18 protein-coding genes are annotated in these 18801 nt (G+C 71.7%); 1 reads left to right on the forward strand and 17 read right to left on the reverse strand.

Annotated features, from left to right (window positions below; translation table 11 throughout):
* Nucleotides 1-68: 68 nt before the first annotated feature.
* From metK to pyrR, 13 genes are all read right to left on the reverse strand, one after another.
* A complete protein-coding gene (gene metK / locus ACIPYS_RS15545) occupies nucleotides 69-1277 on the reverse strand; it encodes a methionine adenosyltransferase (protein ID WP_093862866.1) in 1209 nt (402 codons plus the stop codon).
* 152 nt (nucleotides 1278-1429) lie between these two features.
* The gene (coaBC, locus tag ACIPYS_RS15550) at nucleotides 1430-2665 is read right to left on the reverse strand and encodes a bifunctional phosphopantothenoylcysteine decarboxylase/phosphopantothenate--cysteine ligase CoaBC (protein ID WP_400746519.1); all 1236 of its coding nucleotides are present in this window, start codon (nucleotides 2663-2665) and stop codon (nucleotides 1430-1432) included.
* Between the two features lie 164 nt (nucleotides 2666-2829).
* A complete protein-coding gene (gene rpoZ, locus ACIPYS_RS15555) occupies nucleotides 2830-3096 on the reverse strand; it encodes a DNA-directed RNA polymerase subunit omega (protein ID WP_030240625.1) in 267 nt (88 codons plus the stop codon).
* Between the two features lie 39 nt (nucleotides 3097-3135).
* Nucleotides 3136-3693: a guanylate kinase gene (gene gmk, locus ACIPYS_RS15560; protein ID WP_043471804.1), complete on the reverse strand. Its 558-nt coding sequence runs from the start codon at nucleotides 3691-3693 to the stop codon at nucleotides 3136-3138.
* 49 nt (nucleotides 3694-3742) lie between these two features.
* Nucleotides 3743-4069 carry an integration host factor, actinobacterial type gene (gene mihF, locus ACIPYS_RS15565; protein ID WP_030056187.1) on the reverse strand — a complete coding sequence of 109 codons (327 nt, stop codon included), beginning with the start codon at nucleotides 4067-4069 and terminating at the stop codon, nucleotides 3743-3745.
* A 370-nt stretch (nucleotides 4070-4439) separates the two neighbouring features.
* Entirely contained in the window at nucleotides 4440-5273 is an 834-nt protein-coding gene (pyrF, locus tag ACIPYS_RS15570) for an orotidine-5'-phosphate decarboxylase (RefSeq protein WP_093862864.1), read from the reverse strand.
* 46 nt (nucleotides 5274-5319) lie between these two features.
* Nucleotides 5320-6432: a quinone-dependent dihydroorotate dehydrogenase gene (locus ACIPYS_RS15575; RefSeq protein WP_093862863.1), complete on the reverse strand. Its 1113-nt coding sequence runs from the start codon at nucleotides 6430-6432 to the stop codon at nucleotides 5320-5322.
* 66 nt (nucleotides 6433-6498) lie between these two features.
* Nucleotides 6499-9810 carry a carbamoyl-phosphate synthase large subunit gene (gene carB, locus ACIPYS_RS15580; RefSeq protein ID WP_093862862.1) on the reverse strand — a complete coding sequence of 1104 codons (3312 nt, stop codon included), beginning with the start codon at nucleotides 9808-9810 and terminating at the stop codon, nucleotides 6499-6501.
* The gene (gene carA / locus ACIPYS_RS15585) at nucleotides 9803-10960 is read right to left on the reverse strand and encodes a glutamine-hydrolyzing carbamoyl-phosphate synthase small subunit (RefSeq protein WP_093862861.1); all 1158 of its coding nucleotides are present in this window, start codon (nucleotides 10958-10960) and stop codon (nucleotides 9803-9805) included. The genes carB and carA overlap by 8 nt, the downstream gene beginning before the upstream one ends.
* Nucleotides 10957-11541, reverse strand: a complete 585-nt coding sequence (locus ACIPYS_RS15590) for a hypothetical protein (RefSeq protein WP_231977908.1) — start codon at nucleotides 11539-11541, stop codon at nucleotides 10957-10959. Before ACIPYS_RS15590 ends, carA begins: the two co-directional genes overlap by 4 nt.
* Nucleotides 11538-12842 (reverse strand): dihydroorotase, encoded by a 1305-nt coding sequence (locus ACIPYS_RS15595; RefSeq protein WP_093862860.1) that lies wholly within the window; start codon nucleotides 12840-12842, stop codon nucleotides 11538-11540. Before ACIPYS_RS15595 ends, ACIPYS_RS15590 begins: the two co-directional genes overlap by 4 nt.
* Nucleotides 12843-12868: 26 nt before the next feature.
* Complete coding sequence (locus tag ACIPYS_RS15600) at nucleotides 12869-13846, reverse strand: aspartate carbamoyltransferase catalytic subunit (RefSeq protein WP_093862859.1); 978 nt, start codon at nucleotides 13844-13846, stop codon at nucleotides 12869-12871.
* 5 nt (nucleotides 13847-13851) lie between these two features.
* Complete coding sequence (gene pyrR, locus ACIPYS_RS15605) at nucleotides 13852-14475, reverse strand: bifunctional pyr operon transcriptional regulator/uracil phosphoribosyltransferase PyrR (protein WP_093862858.1); 624 nt, start codon at nucleotides 14473-14475, stop codon at nucleotides 13852-13854.
* 330 nt (nucleotides 14476-14805) lie between these two features.
* Between pyrR and ACIPYS_RS15610 the strand changes: the two genes are divergently transcribed.
* The gene (locus tag ACIPYS_RS15610; protein ID WP_030300254.1) at nucleotides 14806-15309 is read left to right on the forward strand and encodes a transcriptional regulator; all 504 of its coding nucleotides are present in this window, start codon (nucleotides 14806-14808) and stop codon (nucleotides 15307-15309) included.
* Nucleotides 15310-15511: 202 nt separating this feature from the next.
* Here ACIPYS_RS15610 and ACIPYS_RS15615 read toward each other — a convergent pair whose 3' ends face one another.
* The 4 genes from ACIPYS_RS15615 to efp all read right to left on the reverse strand — a co-directional run bounded on the left by ACIPYS_RS15615 (nucleotide 15512) and on the right by efp (nucleotide 18772).
* Nucleotides 15512-16432 (reverse strand): hypothetical protein, encoded by a 921-nt coding sequence (locus ACIPYS_RS15615; RefSeq protein WP_400746527.1) that lies wholly within the window; start codon nucleotides 16430-16432, stop codon nucleotides 15512-15514.
* A 335-nt stretch (nucleotides 16433-16767) separates the two neighbouring features.
* Entirely contained in the window at nucleotides 16768-17607 is an 840-nt protein-coding gene (locus ACIPYS_RS15620; protein WP_400746530.1) for a thioesterase family protein, read from the reverse strand.
* 159 nt (nucleotides 17608-17766) lie between these two features.
* A complete protein-coding gene (gene nusB, locus ACIPYS_RS15625) occupies nucleotides 17767-18204 on the reverse strand; it encodes a transcription antitermination factor NusB (protein WP_093862855.1) in 438 nt (145 codons plus the stop codon).
* 4 nt (nucleotides 18205-18208) lie between these two features.
* Entirely contained in the window at nucleotides 18209-18772 is a 564-nt protein-coding gene (efp, locus tag ACIPYS_RS15630) for an elongation factor P (protein WP_093862854.1), read from the reverse strand.
* Nucleotides 18773-18801 lie beyond the last annotated feature (29 nt).

Raw genomic sequence — 18801 nt, forward strand, 5'->3', positions numbered from 1 at the left:
AACGGCAGGTGGTGGCCGCCCGGAGTCCGGGCGGCCACCACCTGCCGTCAAACGATCCTATGAGCCGATCAGGCCTCGACGGCCTTCTTCAGCTGCTCCACCCGGTCGGTCCGCTCCCAGGTGAAGTCCGGCAGCTCACGGCCGAAGTGGCCGTACGCGGCGGTCTGCGAGTAGATCGGGCGCAGCAGGTCCAGGTCGCGGATGATCGCGGCCGGACGCAGGTCGAACACGTCGGTGACGGCCTTCTGGATCGCGAGGACCGGAACGGTCTCGGTGCCGAAGGTCTCCACGAACAGGCCGACCGGCTCGGCCTTGCCGATCGCGTACGCGACCTGCACCTCGGCGCGGCGGGCGAGGCCGGCGGCGACGATGTTCTTCGCCACCCAGCGCATCGCGTACGCGGCCGAGCGGTCCACCTTGGACGGGTCCTTGCCCGAGAAGGCGCCGCCGCCGTGACGGGCCATGCCGCCGTAGGTGTCGATGATGATCTTGCGACCGGTGAGGCCGGCGTCGCCCATCGGGCCGCCGATCTCGAACCGGCCGGTCGGGTTGACCAGCAGGCGGTAGCCCTCGGTGACCAGCTTGATGCCCTGCTCGGCGAGCGCCTTCAGCTCCGGCTCCACGACGAACTCGCGGATGTCCGGGGTGAGCAGCGACTCCAGGTCGATGTCGCTCGCGTGCTGGGTGGAGACCACCACGGTGTCGAGGCGGACGGCCTTGTCGCCGTCGTACTCGATGGTGACCTGGGTCTTGCCGTCGGGGCGCAGGTACGGGATGGTCCCGTTCTTGCGCACCTCGGTGAGGCGGCGCGAGAGGCGGTGGGCCAGCGTGATCGGCAGCGGCATGAGCTCGGGCGTCTCGTCGGACGCGTAGCCGAACATCAGGCCCTGGTCGCCGGCGCCCTGCCGGTCCAGATCGTCCTCGTCGCCCTCGACCCGGGCCTCGTACGCGGTGTCGACGCCCTGGGCGATGTCCGGCGACTGCGCGCCGATCGAGACGGAAACGCCGCAGGAGGCGCCGTCGAAGCCCTTCTTGGAGCTGTCGTAGCCGATCTCCAGGATCTTGTCCCGGACGAGCTGCGCGATCGGCGCGTAGGCCTTCGTGGTCACCTCGCCGGCCACGTGCACCTGGCCGGTGGTGATCAGCGTCTCCACCGCGACCCGGGAGGTCGGGTCCTCACGGAGGAGAGCGTCGAGAATGGTGTCGCTGATCTGGTCAGCGATCTTGTCGGGGTGTCCCTCGGTCACGGACTCCGAGGTGAACAGGCGGCGAGACACAGCGCTCCCTGGGGTTGCAGCGGCTGCTGACTGAAAGGCCCCGGTCGGAACCGGGGACTTCCGGAAAGACTTGATTCCTGGAGTGTAACGGTCGGCTTCCGAGAAACGTCACGTGATTCCGGAATCGAAGACCGAATGCCCACCCCTCGAGATCAATGGGCGCGCAGATCCAGCCGTTCCGCGACCAGGTCCCAGACGACGTCCGCGAGGGCCTCCTTCGGGCCCACCGGAACGGCGGTCTCACTGCCGTCCGCGCCCAGTACCACGGCCTCGTTGACGTCCTGCCCGAAGGCCTTTCCGTCCCCCACCTCGTTGACCACCAACAGGTCGCAGCCCTTGCGCGCGAGCTTGGCCCGGCCGTTGGCGAGGACGTTGTCGGTCTCCGCCGCGAATCCCACCACCAGTTGGCCCGAACGGGTGCGGCGGGCGGAGAGCTCGGCGAGCACATCGGGGTTGCGGACGAGCGCGACCGGCTCCGGTTCGACGCCGTCGACCTTCTTGATCTTGCCGGTGACATAGGCCGCGGGCCGGAAGTCGGCCACCGCAGCGGCCATGACCACGGCGTCCGCGTCCTCGGCGGCCTTCAGCGCCGCCTCCCGCAGTTCCAGCGCGGTGACCACCCGGACCACGTCCACCCCGGCCGGGTCGGGCAGTCCCGCGTTGGCCGAGATCAACGTCACACGGGCACCGCGGGCCGCGGCCGTCGCGGCGAGCGCGTAGCCCTGCTTGCCGGAGGAGCGGTTGCCGAGGAAGCGCACCGGGTCGAGCGGCTCACGGGTGCCGCCGGCCGAGACCACCACGTGCCGACCGGCCAGGTCGGCCCGCTCGCCGCCGTACCGGAGCACGGCCCGGCAGGCGTCGAAGATCGCGGCCGGCTCGGGCAGCCGCCCCTTGCCGGTGTCCTTGCCGGTCAGCCGGCCACTGGCCGGCTCCAGCACGATCACGCCCCGGCGGCGCAGCGTGGCGACGTTCTCCCGGGTGGCGGGGTGCTCCCACATCTCGGTGTGCATCGCGGGCGCCAGCACCACCGGGCAGCGTGCGGTGAGCAGGGTGTTGGTGAGCAGGTCGTCGGCGAGGCCGTGGGCGGCCTTGGCCATCAGGTCGGCGGTGGCCGGGGCGACCACCACCAGGTCGGCGTTCTGCCCGATCCGCACGTGCGGGACCTCGTGCACGTTCTCCCAGGTCTCGGTGGCCGCGGGGCGGCCGGAGAGCGCCGCCCAGGTCGCCTCGCCGACGAAGTGCAGCGCCGCCGCGGTGGGCACCACGGTGACCTGGTGGCCGGACTCGGTGAACCTCCGCAGCAGCTCGCACGCCTTGTACGCGGCGATGCCGCCGCTGACGCCGAGGACGACGCGCGGTGCGCCCGTCCGCTCCGTGCTGCCGCTCATGTCGCCTGCTCTCCTCGTGGCGGTCCCAGATGCCCGCCAACCCTACGACCCGCCGACGATCACCCGCGCAGCGGCACCCCGTCGGAGCGCCGTGAGCGTCCGGACATGACGGAGGGCCCGTCGGAGCGAACTCCGACGGGCCCTTCCGCACGGGCGGGGACGCCTCAGGCGGCCTCGATCGCCTCGGCCGTCAGCATGCCGGCGTTGATCTCGCGCAGCGCGATCGACAGCGGCTTCTCGTGCACGTGGGTGTCGACCAGCGGGCCGACGTACTCCAGCAGGCCCTCGCCGAGCTGGGAGTAGTACGCGTTGATCTGACGCGCACGCTTGGCCGCGTAGATGACCAGGCTGTACTTGGAGTCGGTGGCCTCAAGCAGCTCGTCGATCGGCGGGTTGATGATGCCCTCGGGCGCGGTCATGGAAGAGGACACGCGAAAACCTTCCGAAAGGGTGGAAAAAAAGACAACAGGTCAGCCTACACCGAGCAAGGCTAGCAGTTCGGTGGCCACCTGCTCGACGGAGGTGTTGACCAGGGTGGTGTCGAACTCCGGCTCGGCCGCCAGTTCGATCTTGGCGGCCTCCAGCCGCTTCTCGATCACGTCCTGCGGCTCGGTGCCCCGGCCGGTGAGCCGGCGGACCAGCTCGTCCCAGCTCGGCGGAGCCAGGAAGACCAGCTGCGCCTCGGGCATGGACTCGCGCACCTGGCGGGCGCCCTGCAGATCGATCTCCAGCAGCACGGGCTCGCCGCGCTCCAGCTTCTCCTGGACCGCCGCCCGGGGGGTGCCGTAGCGGTTGCCCGCGAACACGGCCCACTCCAGCAGCTCACCGTTGGCGATCAGCTTGTCGAACTCGTCGTTGTCGACGAAGTGGTACTGGACCCCGTGCTGCTCGCCCGGCCTCGGGTGGCGGGTCGTCGCCGACACCGAGAGCCAGACTTCGGGGTGCTGCTTCCTCATATGAGCGACGACCGTGCTCTTGCCGACCCCCGAGGGGCCGGAGAGCACGGTCAGCCGCGGACGCTCACTCATGCACCGATTATCCCGGATCGCGGGCGATCCTGGGACCACGGGGGCACGGTCAGGCGGCACCGCCGCCGAACTCCCGCTCCAGGGAGGCGATCTGGTTCGTTCCGAGACCACGGACACGGCGGCTCTCGGAGATGCCGAGCCGCTCCATGATCTGCTTGGCACGAACCTTGCCCACGCCCGGCAGGGACTCCAGCAGGGCGGAGACCTTCATCTTGCCGATCACGTCGTTGTCGGCCTTGCCGGCCTTGATCACCTCGTGCAGGGAGGCGCCGGAGTGCTTGAGCCGGTTCTTGACCTCGGCGCGCTCCCGGCGAGCCTCGGCGGCCTTCGCGAGCGCGGCGGTGCGCTGTTCAGGGGTAAGGGGCGGAAGAGCCACGCCGTTCACCTCAGGTGTGGATGGAAGGGATTGAACTAGGACTGTTGTGGTTCCCAGGGCATCGGCCAGAGAGCGACGCGCCGCCCCTGACCTGCGAGAGCAGCAGTATTCGCGGCTCTTCGATGACCTATCGCCGGACACTACCCGGATTGCGGCGCCGCGTCAGGAAAAGAACACGAAAAGTCCTGGTCAGCCAAGGCCGACCAGGACTTTCCGGGGCAAAATGACCGTGATTGCGAAGCTTTGGCGGCACCGATGTGACGGCGCTCACGTCGGGCCGCCGCCCCGTCCTCCCCGTCGCAACCCGTCACGGGGGTGCTGCGGAGCGTCCGCCGGGACGAACCCCGCGACGCCGCCCGCTACTTGACCGCTACTTGACCGCTTCGGCGTACTCCTGGACAAAACGGTCGGCAGCCGAACGCAGCGCCTCCACCGAGGGACCGTGCTTCAGCACGTCCCGGCTGACGCTCGGGACGACATTGCGCACCGAGCCGCCGAACACCCGCGGCAGATCGGCCATCGTCGCGCCCTGCGCCCCGATGCCGGGGGCCAGCAGCGGACCGTTGATCGCCAGGTCCACCCCGGCGTCGGCCAGGGTCGCGCCGACCACCGCGCCGAAGGAGCCCAGCGGCTCGGCCCCGGCGTTCTCCTCGGCCAGCTGCCGCAGCACCGAGGCGGCGACCGGCTCCCCGCCGGCGCCGACCGCGCGCTGCACCTCCGCGCCCTCCGGGTTGGAGGTGAGCGCCAGCGCGAACACGCCCGCGCCGCTCGCCTTCGCCAGGTCCAGCGCCGGGCGCAGCGAGCCGAAGCCCAGGTAGGGGCTGACCGTGACGGCGTCCGAGAACAGCGGGCTGCCGGGCGCCAGGAAGGCCTCCGCGTAGGCGGCCATGGTGGAGCCGATGTCGCCGCGCTTGGCGTCCATCAGGACGAGCGCGCCGGCCGCCCTGGCCTCCTCGACCGAGCGCTCCAGGACGGCGACGCCCCGGGAGCCGAAGCGCTCGTAGAACGCGGCCTGCGGCTTGAGCACGGCCACCCGGTCGGCCAGCGCCTCGACCACGGTGCGGCTGAAGGTCTCCAGGCCCGCGACGGTGTCCTCCAGACCCCAGGCGGCGAGCAGGGAGGCGTGCGGGTCGATGCCCACGCAGAGCTGGCCGCGGGTGTCGAGGGCGTGGCGCAGCCGGGCGCCGAAGGGGGCGAGGGTCATGACGTCCTTCCGGAGGGGCGTGGGAGAAGAGGCGTGGGGGGAGGGCTCAGGCGGCCGTGCGGTCGTCGACCGCGCTGCCGACCGCCGCGGCCAGGCTGCGGAAGCCGCCGGCCCGCAGGCGCGCCGACAGGCCCTTGTGGACGCGCCGGCACCAGAACGGGCCCTCGTAGACGAAGGCGCTGTAGCCCTGCACCAGGTCGGCGCCGTGCACGATCCGCTGCCAGGCGTCCTCGGCGGTCTCGATGCCGCCGACCGACACCAGCGTCAGCCGGCCGCCGGTACGGGCGCGCAGCCGCTGGAGGACCACCAGCGCGCGCTCCTTGAGCGGGGCGCCGGACAGGCCGCCCATGCCGATCTCCGCGACCCGGGCGGCGTCGCTGCGCAGGCCCTCGCGGCCGATCGTGGTGTTGGTCGCGATGATGCCGTCCAGGCCCAGTTCCAGGGCCAGGTCGGCGACCTCGTCGATGTCCTCGTCCGCCAGGTCGGGGGCGATCTTGACCAGCAGCGGCACATGGTGCGGGGTGGTCCGGTCGGCGGCCTCGCGCACGGCGCTCAGCAGCGGGCGCAGGTGCTCGACGGCCTGGAGGTTGCGCAGCCCGGGGGTGTTCGGCGAGCTGACGTTGACCACCAGGTAGTCGGCGAAGCGGGCCAGCCGCTCGGTGGACTTCACGTAGTCGGCGACCGCGTCGGCCTCCTCGACCAGCTTGGTCTTGCCGATGTTGACACCGACCACCGGGGTGGAGCTGGTGTGCGGGCGCGCGGCGAGCCGGGCGGCGACCCGGGCCGAGCCCTGGTTGTTGAAGCCCATCCGGTTGATCAGCGCGCGGTCCTCGACCAGCCGGAACAGCCGCGGCTGCGGGTTGCCGGGCTGCGCCTCGCCGGTGACGGTGCCGATCTCGACGTAGTCGAAGCCGAGCATCGACAGACCGTCGATGCCGACGCCGTTCTTGTCGAAGCCGGCCGCGAGGCCGAACGGGCCGGGCAGGGCGAGGCCGAGGGCGTCGGTGCGCAGCGCCCGGTCGCGCGGGGCGAGCACCAGCCGGACGAGGCCGCGCAGGCCGGGCACCGAGGAAGCCAGCCGGATCCAGAAGAAGGCCAGGTGGTGGGCCTTCTCCGGGTCCATCTTCTTGAACACGAGGTCGAACAGCAGCTTGTACACAAGATCCTCCCAGGGCATGGAAGTGGGGGGCACCCGGCGGTACTGGTGCCCCCCACAACGGTGGTGCTAGTTGGCGCGGCCGGCGTTGATCAGCTCGGCGTGCTCCTGGAGCGACATGACGCCGACCTCGTCGCGCAGTAGCCGGTCGATGCCCTGGACGGCGGCGCCCATGGCCTGCACGGTGGTCAGGCAGGGCACCGCGCGGGCGACGGCGGCGGTGCGGATCTCGTAGCCGTCGAGGCGGCCGCCGGTGCCGTACGGCGTGTTGATGATGAGGTCGACCTCGCCGTCGTGGATCAGCTGGACGATGGTCCGCTCGCCGTTCGGGCCCTCGCCCTCGCTGTGCTTGCGCACCAGCGTGGACGGGATGCCGCCGCGCTGGAGGACCTCGGCGGTGCCGGCGGTGGCGAGCACCTCGAAGCCGAGGCTGACCAGCGCGCGGGCCGGGAAGACCAGGTTGCGCTTGTCGCGGTTGGCGACCGAGACGAAGACCTTGCCCTTGGTCGGCAGCGCGCCGTAGGCGCCGGCCTGGGCCTTGGCGTAGGCGGTGCCGAAGACCCGGTCCAGGCCCATGACCTCGCCGGTGGAGCGCATCTCCGGGCCGAGCACGGTGTCCACGCCGCGGCCGTGGACGTCGCGGAAGCGGCTCCACGGCATCACGGCCTCCTTGACCGCGATCGGGGCGTCGGCGGGCAGGGTGCCGCCGTCGCCCTCGGCCGGGAGCATGCCCTCGGCGCGCAGCTCGGCGATGGTGGCGCCGAGCGAGACCCGGGCGGCGGCCTTGGCCAGCGGCACCGCGGTCGCCTTGGAGGTGAACGGCACGGTGCGCGAGGCGCGCGGGTTGGCCTCCAGGACGTACAGGATGTCGCCGGAGAGCGCGAACTGGATGTTGATCAGACCGCGCACCCCGACGCCGCGGGCGATGGCCTCGGTGGAGGCGCGCAGCCGCTTGATGTCGTACCCGCCGAGGGTGATCGGCGGCAGGGCGCAGGCGGAGTCGCCGGAGTGGATGCCGGCCTCCTCGATGTGCTCCATGACGCCGCCGAGGTACAGCTCGGTGCCGTCGTAGAGGGCGTCGACGTCGATCTCCACCGCGTCGTCGAGGAAGCGGTCGATCAGCACCGGGTGCTCGGAGATCAGACCGGCGTGCCGCTCCAGGTAGGAGGCGAGCGACTCCTCGTCGTAGACGATCTCCATGCCGCGGCCGCCCAGCACGTAGGACGGGCGGGCGAGCACCGGGTAGCCGATCTCGTCGGCGATGGCCTTGGCCTCCTCGAAGGAGAAGGCGGTGCCGTGCTTGGGCGCGGGCAGGCCCGCGTCGCGCAGCACCCGGCCGAAGGCGCCGCGCTCCTCGGCCAGGTCGATGGCCTCGGGCTGGGTGCCGACGATCGGCACGCCGTTGTCCTTGAGCGCCTGGGCCAGGCCGAGCGGGGTCTGGCCGCCGAGCTGGACGATCACACCGGCGAGCGGTCCGGCCTGCTTCTCGGCGTGGACGATCTCGAGCACGTCCTCCAGGGTGAGCGGCTCGAAGTAGAGCCGGTCGGAGGTGTCGTAGTCGGTGGAGACGGTCTCCGGGTTGCAGTTGACCATGACGGTCTCGTAGCCGGCCTCGGCGAGCGCGAAGGAGGCGTGCACGCAGGAGTAGTCGAACTCGATGCCCTGGCCGATGCGGTTCGGGCCGGAGCCGAGGATGATCACCGCGGGCTTGGTGCGCGGGGCGACCTCGTTCTCCTCGTCGTAGGACGAGTAGAAGTACGGGGTCTTGGCCGCGAACTCGGCCGCGCAGGTGTCGACGGTCTTGAACACCGGGCGGATGCCCAGCGCGTGCCGGACCTCGCGGACCACGTCCGGGCGCAGGCCGCGGATCTCGCCGACCTGGTGGTCGGAGAAGCCGTGCCGCTTGGCGTGGCGCAGCAGCTCGGGGGTGAGCTCGGCGGCCTCGGCCAGCTCGGTGGCGATCTCGTCGAGCAGGAAGAGCTGGTCGACGAACCACGGGTCGATCTTGGTGAACTCGAACACCTCGTCCGGGGTGGCCCCGGCCCGGATGGCCTGCATCACGGTGTTGATCCGGCCGTCGGTCGGCACGACCGCCTTGGCCAGCAGCTCGGCCTTGTCGCCCACCGGGCCGATCCAGGTGAACTGGGAGCCCTTCTTCTCCAGCGAGCGCAGCGCCTTCTGCAGCGCCTCGGGGAAGTTGCGGCCCATGGCCATCGCCTCGCCCACCGACTTCATGGTGGTGGTGAGGGTGGCGTCGGCGCTCGGGAACTTCTCGAACGCGAACCGGGGCACCTTGACCACGACGTAGTCGAGGGCCGGCTCGAAGGAGGCCGGGGTCTGCTCGGTGATGTCGTTGGGGATCTCGTCGAGGGTGTAGCCGACGGCGAGCTTGGCGGCGATCTTGGCGATCGGGAAGCCGGTCGCCTTGGAGGCCAGCGCCGAGGAGCGGGACACCCGCGGGTTCATCTCGATGACGATGACCCGGCCGTCGTCGGGGTTGACGGCGAACTGGATGTTGCAGCCGCCGGTGTCGACGCCGACCTCGCGGATCACGGCGATGCCGATGTCGCGCAGGATCTGGTACTCGCGGTCGGTGAGCGTCATCGCCGGGGCGACGGTGATCGAGTCACCGGTGTGCACGCCCATCGGGTCGAAGTTCTCGATCGAGCAGACGACCACGACGTTGTCGCTCTTGTCGCGCATCAGCTCGAGCTCGTACTCCTTCCAGCCGAGGATGGACTCCTCGAGGAGCACCTCGGTGGTCGGGGAGAGCGTCAGGCCCTGGCCGGCGATGCGGCGCAGCTCGTCCTCGTCGTGGGCGAAGCCGGAGCCGGCGCCGCCCATGGTGAAGGAGGGGCGGACGACGACCGGGTAGCCGCCCAGGGTGTCGACCCCGGCGAGCACCTCGTCCATGGTGTGGCAGATGACCGAGCGGGCGGACTCGCCGTGGCCGATCTTGGCGTTGACGGCCTCGACCACGCCCTTGAACAGCTCGCGGTCCTCGCCCTTGTTGATCGCCTCGACGTCGGCGCCGATCAGCTCGACGCCGTACTTCTCCAGCGTGCCGGCGCTGTGCAGGGAGATCGCGGTGTTGAGCGCGGTCTGGCCGCCCAGGGTGGGCAGCAGGGCGTCGGGGCGCTCCTTGGCGATGATCTTCTCGACGAACTCCGGGGTGATCGGCTCGACGTAGGTGGCATCGGCGATCTCCGGGTCGGTCATGATCGTCGCCGGGTTGGAGTTCACCAGGACGACCCGCAGGCCCTCGGCCTTGAGGACGCGACACGCCTGCGTGCCCGAGTAGTCGAACTCGGCGGCCTGGCCGATCACGATCGGGCCGGACCCGATGACCAGGACGGACTTGATGTCAGTGCGCTTAGGCACGCGGGCCCTCCATGAGCTTCACGAAACGATCGAAGAGGTACGCCGCGTCGTGCGGGCCTGCGGCGGCCTCCGGGTGGTACTGCACCGAGAAGGCGGGCACGTCCAGCGCCTGGAGGCCCTCGACCACATCGTCGTTGAGGCAGACGTGGGAGACCTCGACCCGGCCGTAGGGCGTGTCGCTGACCTTGTCGAGCGGGGCGTTCACGGCGAAGCCGTGGTTGTGGGCGGTCACCTCGACCTTGCCGGTGGTGCGGTCCTGCACCGGCTGGTTGATGCCGCGGTGGCCGTACTTGAGCTTGTAGGTGCCGAAGCCCAGCGCGCGGCCGAGGATCTGGTTGCCGAAGCAGATCCCGAAGAACGGGGTCTTCCGCTCCAGCACGCCCTGCGCCACGGCGACCTGGTGGTCGGCGGTCGCCGGGTCGCCCGGGCCGTTGGAGAAGAACACGCCGTCGGGGTTGACGGCGTAGACGTCCTCGATCGTCGCGTTCGCGGGCAGCACGTGCACCTCGATGCCGCGCTCGGCCATCCGCTGCGGGGTCATCGCCTTGATGCCGAGGTCGAGGGCGGCGACGGTGAAGCGCTTCGCACCGATCGCGGGCACCACGTACGGCTCGGTGGTGGCGACCTCGGCGCAGAGGTCGGCGCCCTTCATCTCGGGCGAGGACTGCACCTTGGCGAGCAGCGCCGCCGGGTCGGCCAGCGCCTCGCCGGAGAAGATGCCGCAGCGCATGGCGCCGCGCTCGCGCAGGTGGCGGGTGAGGGCCCGGGTGTCGATGCCGCTGATGCCGACGACGCCCTGGTTCACCAGCTCCTCGTCCAGCGAGCGGCGGGAGCGCCAGTTGGAGGCGACCCGGGCGGGGTCGCGGACGACGTACCCGGCGACCCAGATCTGCTTGGACTCGTCGTCCTCGTCGTTCCAGCCGGTGTTGCCGATCTGGGGGGCGGTCATCACGACCACCTGGCGGTGGTACGAGGGGTCGGTGAGGGTCTCCTGGTAGCCGGACATGCCGGTGTTGAAGACGGCCTCGCCGTAGGTCTCGCCGGTCGCGCCGTAGGCCTGGCCCCGGAAGGTCCGGCCGTCCTCCAGGACGAGCACAGCGGGCACACGCTCCCGCCGTTGGCGCTGCGTGGTGGGGACAGGTGCGGTCATGACGCGGCCTCTTCCGTCTTCTTCGTCGTCGTACGTGTTGCGATGTGGGCGACCGCCTCGACCCAGGCGGCGTGCTCGTCCGGGTGGTCGAACCGGAACCCGGAGTCCAGCTCCGTGCCCTCGACCGCCCAGGTGACCACGAGGAGCCCGGAGGGGACGACCTTGCCGGCGATCCCGGAGTCCGTCCGGGCACCGGTCAGGTGCTCGGCGGGGATCCAGAAGTCGACGTCACCGGGGCGCTGCACCAGCAGGCCGTTCTCGCCGAGGGTCAGATCGGCGCGGCTGCGGGTGCCCAGGCCGTGCGCGACGACCCGGTCGAGCCAGTTCCCGGCGGTGGTGGTGCCGTGGTACCGGCCGCTGCTCTCCAGGATGGTCCGGCCGGCGCGCTCCGGCACGGCGGGGAGCGGCGGGATCCCGGACTGCAGGGTGCGGCGCCAGTTCCAGCCCTGGCGCATCAGCCAGTACACGAGGCCGATGACCAGCAGCAGGCCGACCGTCCAGCCGATGTACCCGGGCCAGTTGGCGACCCTGGCCTGCTCCTGGGCCAGCAGCGCCGCGGCGCCCCCGGTCGTGGAGCTCACGCGAGGTCCCCCTGCTCGACCAGCTCGCCGGCCAGCACCGTGGCGGTGCCGCGCAGGAAGGTGGCGTGCACCCGACCGGGCAGGTCGAGGCCCTTGTAAGGGGTGTTGCGGGAGCGCGTGGCGAAGCTGTCGGGGTTCACGGCACCACGGTACGCGGGATCGAACAGCACCAGGTTGGCGGGCTCACCCACCGAGACCGGCCGGCCCTGCCCCGCGAGGCGGCCGATCCGGGCCGGGCGGTGCGACATCCGGTCGGCGACGCCCTCCCAGTTCAGCAGACCGGTGTCGACCATGGTCTGCTGCACCACGGACAGCGCGGTCTCCAGGCCGACCATGCCCATCGCGGCCACGGCCCACTCGCAGTCCTTGTCCTCGGCCGGGTGCGGCGCGTGGTCGGTGGCGACGGCGTCGATGGTGCCGTCCGCCAGCGCCTTGCGCAGCGCCTGGACGTCCTCGGCGGTGCGCAGCGGCGGGTTGACCTTGTAGACCGGGTCGTAGGAGCGGACCAGCTCGTCGGTCAGCAGCAGGTGGTGCGGGGTGACCTCGGCGGTGACGTCCCAGCCCTTGGCCTTGGCCCAGCGGACGATCTCGACCGAGCCGGCGGTGGAGACGTGGCAGATGTGCAGCCGGGAGCCGACGTGCGCGGCGAGCAGCACGTCGCGGGCGATGATCGCCTCCTCCGCGACGGCCGGCCAGCCGCCGAGGCCGAGCTCGCCGGAGACCTGGCCCTCGTTCATCTGGGCGCCCTCGGTCAGCCGCGGCTCCTGCGCGTGCTGGGCGACGACCCCGTCGAAGGCCTTCACGTACTCCAGCGCGCGGCGCATCATCACCGCGTCGTCGACGCACTTGCCGTCGTCGGAGAAGACCCGGACGCCGGCGGCGGACTCGTGCATGGCGCCCAGCTCGGCGAGCTTCTTGCCCTCCAGGCCGACGGTGACGGCGCCGACCGGCTGCACGTCGCAGTAGCCGGACTCCTGGCCCAGCCGCCAGACCTGCTCGACCACACCGGCGGTGTCGGCCACCGGGAAGGTGTTGGCCATCGCGTGGACGGCGGTGAAGCCGCCCTTGGCGGCGGCGCGGGTGCCGGTGAGGACGGTCTCGGCGTCCTCCCGGCCGGGCTCGCGCAGGTGGGTGTGCAGGTCGACCAGGCCGGGCAGGACGATCAGCCCGGTGGCGTCGATCTCGATGTCCGCCGTGGCGTCCAGGGCGGTGCCGATCGCCGCGATCGCGCCGTCGACGAGGTGGAGGTCCTGCGGAGCGCCGCCGAGGATCTGGGCGTTGCGGATCAGGTAGGTGACCATGGTGTTGGTTCGCTCGCTTCGCTCGTTCACTGGGCGGTCTCGCCGGATTCGGTACGGGGGGCGTCGGCGAGGGTGGCTCCGCCGAGCAGCAGGTAGAGCACGGCCATCCGGACGGAGACGCCGTTGGCGACCTGCTCGACCACGGTGCAGCGCGGCGAGTCGGCGACCTCGGCGGTGATCTCCATGCCGCGGACCATCGGGCCGGGGTGCATGACGATGGCGTGCTCGGGCAGCCGGGCCATCCGCGGGCCGTCCACGCCGTAGCGGCGGGTGTACTCGCGCTCGGTGGGGAAGAACGCGGCGTTCATCCGCTCGCGCTGGACCCGGAGCATCATCAGCGCGTCGGTCTTCGGGAGCACGCTCTCCAGGTCGTAGCTGACCTCGCAGGGCCAGTTCTCGATCCCGATCGGCAGCAGGGTCGGCGGGGCGACGAAGGTCACCTGGGCGCCGAGCGTGGTGAGCAGGTGGACGTTCGAGCGGGCCACCCGGCTGTGCAGGATGTCGCCGACGATGGTCACCCGCCGCCCGGCGAGGTCGTTGCCCGACCCCGGGTTGAGGTGGCGGCGCATGGTGAAGGCGTCGAGCAGGGCCTGGGTGGGGTGCTCGTGGGTGCCGTCACCGGCGTTGATGACACTGCCGTGCAGCCAGTCGGACTGGGCCAGCCGGGCCGGCGCGCCGGAGGCGTGGTGCCGGACGACGACCGCGTCGGCGCCCATCGCCTGGAGGGTCAGGGCGGTGTCCTTGAGGCTCTCGCCCTTGGAGACCGAGGAGCCCTTGGCGGAGAAGTTGATGACGTCCGCGGAGAGCCGCTTCTCGGCGACCTCGAAGGAGGTCTTGGTGCGGGTCGAGTCCTCGAAGAAGAGGTTGACGACGGTGCGGCCGCGGAGGGTGGGGAGCTTCTTGACCGCCCGGCCGGACAGCTGGGCGAGTTCCTCGGCGGTGTCCAGGACGAGCAGCGCGTCGTCGCGGCTGAGATCGGCGGCGGACACGAGGTGGCGCTTCACGCGGGTTACTCCGGGAGGTGCGGTTCGGTGGCCTGAGCGGCCAGGGCCTGGGAGGAGCGCGCGGCGAAGTCGCGGTCGCCGACGAGCACGGCGTCCACGCCGTCGCGGTCGGACAGGCGCACCTGGACGGCCTCGCGCAGCGACGTGGGGAGGTTCTTGCCCACGTAGTCGGCGCGGATCGGCAGCTCGCGGTGGCCGCGGTCGACGAGCACGGCGAGCTGGACCGCGCGCGGGCGGCCGATGTCGTTCAGGGCGTCGAGCGCGGCGCGGATGGTGCGGCCGGAGAAGAGCACGTCGTCGACGAGGACGACCAGCCGGCCGTCGATGCCGCCGGGCGGGATCTCGGTGTGCTCCAGGGCGCGGGCGGGCTTCAGCCGCAGATCGTCCCGGTACATCGTGATGTCCAGGGTGCCGAGCGGGATGTCCTGGCCGGTGATCTGGGCGAGCCTGGCGTGCAGCCGCCGGGCGAGGTGGACACCCCTGGTGTGGATGCCCAGCAGCACGACGTCCTCGGCGCCCTTGGCGCGCTCGACGATCTCGTGCGCTATCCGGGTGATGACCCGGGCGATGTCCGTGCCGTCCAGCACTTGGTGCGGCGGCCTCGGTGCGGATTCCTGGTGTGCGGTCATGCCGAAGCGGACCTCCTTCCCCGCCTCACGGGACGGGTCTTAAAGGATGTCGGGAGACCCCCGCCGACCTGCGGCGCGGGCTCCGGTCATCCTACCAGCGTGATTCTGCGGCCAACCGACGGCCATCGTTCCGCTTCCCCTGGTTCACGTGCCGGACGCACCCCTGATGCGGCCCATTCGCACGACTGCCCCATTCGGCTTGACGCAACTACCTCACTCTACGTAACCTCACAGTGAGTTACGAGACGGACGTCGAACCCACCGGTAACGGCGTCGGCAATCGCCCGTGACCCACCACTGAACGCGAAGCAATCTCGTCCGGGGAGATCAATGTCCAGCGACTACGCGAAGCAGCTCGGAGGCAAGCTCCGAGCCATCCGCACCCAGCAGGGGCTCTCCCTGCACGGTGTCGAGGAGAAGTCCCAGGGGCGCTGGAAGGCAGTCGTCGTCGGCTCGTACGAGCGTGGCGACCGTGCGGTCACCGTGCAGCGGCTGGCCGAACTGGCGGAGTTCTACGGGGTCCCGGTGCAGGAGCTGCTGCCCGGCGGCACGCCCGGCGGCGCGGCCGAGCCGCCGCCGCGCCTGGTCCTCGACCTGGAGAGACTGACCCAGGTCCCGTCCGAGAAGGCCGGCCCGCTGCAGCGCTACGCGGCGACCATCCAGAGCCAGCGCGGCGACTACAACGGCAAGGTGCTGTCGATCCGCCAGGACGACCTGCGCACCCTGGCCGTGATCTACGACCAGTCGCCGTCGATCCTCACCGAGCAGCTCATCTCCTGGGGCGTGCTCAACCCCGACGCGCGCCGTGCGGTGCGCGAGGAGGAGACGGGCTGAGTCCCGGCCCCTCGGTCCCCGGCTCCCCGGTCCGCGGCTCCTCGGCCGGCGGCCCACGCACCGGGAGCGGACCGCACCAGCAGAAACGTCACGGCGCGGCACCCCGCACAGGGTGCCGCGCCGCGGCGTTCCCGGGCGGGCGCCGACGCCCGCGAGCGGCCGCCGGGGCGCCCGTCCCGCGTTCAGCGGGCCGTCCCCGCGTTCAGCAGACCGTCTCCAGCCGGTAGCCCGGCTCGGCCGCCACGCCGTCCAGCCGCACCGGACCGGACGCGGGCGTCCACACCCGCCCCTCGCTGGCCCAGGCCCAGGCGGTCGGCCGGTACTCCCCGCAGGCCGCCGCCGAGCCCTGCGCGCCGTGCAGCACCGCGAGGCCGGGCAGCCCCCGGGCCAGCCCGGCGCAGAGCACCGCGCAGAGCAGCTCGAGGTCCTCGTCGTTGATCCGGACCACGCCGTCCTCCCACTGGAGCACCCGGGCCGCCGCGGTCAGCCGCCCGCCGGACGCGTCCACCGACAGCCGCAGCTCGTAGACACCGCTGCCGGCCCCCAGCAGCATCCGGCGGAACACCTCGGCGCCCTGCTCGTAGGCGCCGCGCACGGCGTCGTCGCGCTCGCCGTGGAGGCGGCCGTCGAGCAGCAGATCGGCGTGCCGCAGGGTCAGCCCGTTCTCCCGGGCGCGCACCAGCCGGGGCAGGAAGTCGCCGACCAGCTCCTCGCCCTGATAGGTCAACAGCTGGGTGCGCAGCGGCGGGTTGACCAGGTAGCGCTCGCGGGCGACCGGCTCGGCCGGGTCGAGGCCGTGCAGCAGACAGAACTCGGCGAAGTCCTGCGGGTGGAACATCCGCGCCCGGACGGTGTCGAACCGCCGCCGGGCGTCGGCGAGCAGCTCGGCGGTGTCGGCCAGGTACCGCTCGTGGTCCGGGGCGTCCGACAGCCCCCAGGCGCGGGCCTCCTCGAAGTCCGCCGCGCTGGTGAGCACCCCGATCACGAAGGCCTGACCGGCGCCCTCGGACCGCTGCCGCTCGCACCCCTCGGCCCGGTCGGCGGCGACGCGCGGACGGACCCGGGGACGGTGGCCGGCGGCGGTGCAGTCGGGGGTGCGGCGGGCGCGGCCGTTGCGGCTCATCGGGGCTCCTCGGGCGGGGCGGGCGGGGCGGCGGCGGGTGGACCGCCGACCTTGTCCTCCCCCGCCCCGCGTGGCGCACACGTACGACGTGTCACAGGACTGTAACCGAGGGTGAATCGGATGTTTGGAGTCACGCACGGTTGTGCGCCCGAGCGGTCGCGCCCCGCGCGTCCGCCCCGCGCGAGGCGCCGTCGTCACACCCCGTGCCCACCCGCTCACACCGTTTCGGCCATTCCCGCCCGCGCACGCCAGTGAACGAGCGCCCCCACCGGTAAGAGGGCGCCCCCTCCGCAAGCGGGCGCCCTCTCCCGGAAACCCCGCGCCGCAAGCGGCGACTATCTGGGCACGCGCGCCAACTGCCGGGACTGCGCGACCAGTCGGCCGGTCTCGTCCCAGACCTCGGCGTCCTCCTCGAAGTAGCCGCCCGCGAGGTTGCGGGTCGCGTGCACGACCCGCAGCCAGCCCGGCGCGGGCCTGGCCCGCAGATGCACCGTCAGCTCCACGGTCGGCGCCCAGCCCGGCATCCCGAGGTCGAAGGTGACCGGCGGCAGCGCGTCGGCGACCAGCAGGAGCAGCAGCGGGTCGGGCTCGCGGCCGTCGGCGAGCCGGAACCAGCCCTGGATCCGGCCGGTGCCGGACGGCTGCCCGAGCGCCCAGCCGATGGTCGCCGGGTCGAGCCGCATGTCGAACCGCTCCAGCAGCGCGGCCTGCGCGATCAGCTCCTTGGGCGCGTGCTCGACGCCGATGCACTGGTCCGGCGGCGGCAGCTGCGGCGGGGTGGCACTGGTCCGCACCTCGCCGTCGTGGGTGGCGAGGTCGCCGTGGGTGGCGAGCACCCGCAGCCGTTCCACGCCGTCCTGGCTGAGTGCGGCGGTGCCGGTGGACAGCGTGCGACCGGTGCGGACGACGTCGGTGCGCACGGTGGCCGGTCCGGGGGTGGCGGCGGAGAGGTAGTAGCCGCTGATCGACACCGGGTCGGTGTGGCCGGCGCTCTCCTGGCGGGCCGAGTGCGCGAGCGAGAGCGCGTGGCCGGCGACGGCCAGCAGCAGTCCGCCGTTGACGCCGCCGCCGATCTGCCAGCCGGCGCCGAGGTCGCCGTCGTAGCGGCCGGGCTCGTCCGGGTGCGGGGTGAGGGCGATGCCCTGATCGAACTCGCTGCGGATCGCCGTGGTCATGGGGGGTGGCCTGCCCTTCACTGCGGGGTCGCCGGCGGGCGTGGGCCGCCGGAGCACCAGGTTACTGGCGAGTAGGGCCACCATACGCCGAACGGGTGAACACGCCGAACGGCCGCCGGACCGTTTCCGGTCCGACGGCCGTCGGTGCGGGTGCGCGCCTCAGCGGCGGATGCTCGGCTTGAGCTCCATGAAGCGGGCCAGCAGACCGTTGACGAACGCCGGGGAGTCGTCGGTGGAGTACTCCTTGGCGATCTCCACCGCCTCGTCGACGACGACCGCGTCCGGGACGCCGTCCTCCCAGATGAGCTCGTAGGCGCCGAGCCGCAGGACGTTGCGGTCCGCGATCGGCATCCGGTCGAGCGTCCAGCCGACGGCGTACTGCGAGATCAGCTCATCGATCCGGCGGGCGTACTGGACGTACCCCTCCACCAGTTCCATGGTGTACTCGGCGACCTGCGGGGTGCCCTCGTCCGGCTTGGGCTCCCGGGCCCGGGCCACCCAGTCGGCGAGGACCGTCAGCGGGTCGACCCCGCGGTGGTCGGCCTCGAACAGGATCTGGAAGGCTCGCGTGCGGGCCTTGGTGCGTGCGGACGACACGGACTTACTTCACCCGGCCGAGGTAGCTGCCGTCGCGGGTGTCGACCTTGACCTTCTCGCCGGTGGTGATGAAGAGCGGCACCTGGATCTCGGCGCCGGTCTCCAGGGTGGCCGGCTTGGTGCCACCGGTGGAGCGGTCGCCCTGGACACCCGGCTCGGTCTCGGCGATGACGAGCTCGACCGCGGCCGGGAGCTCGATGTAGAGGACCGCGCCCTCGTTGGTCGCGACCAGGGCCTCGAAGCCCTCCAGCAGGTACTTGGCGGCGTCGCCGACGACGACCGGCTCGATGGTCAGCTGGTCGTAGGTGTCCATGTCCATGAACACGAAGTTCTCGCCGTCCTTGTACGAGAACTGCATGCCGCGCTTGTCGACGTTGGCGGTCTCGACCTTGGTGCCCGCGTTGAAGGTCTTGTCGACGACCTTGCCCGTCAGGACCTCCTTGAGCTTGGTGCGCACGAAGGCCGGACCCTTGCCGGGCTTGACGTGCTGGAACTCGACGACGGACCAGAGCTTGCCGCCCTCCAGCTTGAGGACCATGCCGTTCTTGAGATCGTTCGTGGAAGCCACGGGCGCACTTACTCCTGGATATAGCTGTC

It is taken from the genome of Kitasatospora sp. NPDC089913, assembly GCF_044748625.1.
Lineage (GTDB): Bacteria > Actinomycetota > Actinomycetes > Streptomycetales > Streptomycetaceae > Kitasatospora.

Excerpts from the sequence above, each read along its gene's own strand:
- coaBC (WP_400746519.1), bottom strand. The coding sequence starts at position 2,665 with ATGAGCGGCAGCACGGAGCGGACGGGCGCACCGCGCGTCGTCCTCGGC.
- gmk (WP_043471804.1), bottom strand. The coding sequence starts at position 3,693 with ATGAGTGAGCGTCCGCGGCTGACCGTGCTCTCCGGCCCCTCGGGGGTC.
- pyrF (WP_093862864.1), bottom strand. The coding sequence starts at position 5,273 with ATGACCCTCGCCCCCTTCGGCGCCCGGCTGCGCCACGCCCTCGACACC.
- carA (WP_093862861.1), bottom strand. The coding sequence starts at position 10,960 with ATGACCGCACCTGTCCCCACCACGCAGCGCCAACGGCGGGAGCGTGTG.
- ACIPYS_RS15595 (WP_093862860.1), bottom strand. The coding sequence starts at position 12,842 with ATGGTCACCTACCTGATCCGCAACGCCCAGATCCTCGGCGGCGCTCCG.
- pyrR (WP_093862858.1), bottom strand. The coding sequence starts at position 14,475 with ATGACCGCACACCAGGAATCCGCACCGAGGCCGCCGCACCAAGTGCTG.
- ACIPYS_RS15610 (WP_030300254.1), top strand. The coding sequence starts at position 14,806 with ATGTCCAGCGACTACGCGAAGCAGCTCGGAGGCAAGCTCCGAGCCATC.
- ACIPYS_RS15615 (WP_400746527.1), bottom strand. The coding sequence starts at position 16,432 with ATGAGCCGCAACGGCCGCGCCCGCCGCACCCCCGACTGCACCGCCGCC.
- ACIPYS_RS15620 (WP_400746530.1), bottom strand. The coding sequence starts at position 17,607 with ATGACCACGGCGATCCGCAGCGAGTTCGATCAGGGCATCGCCCTCACC.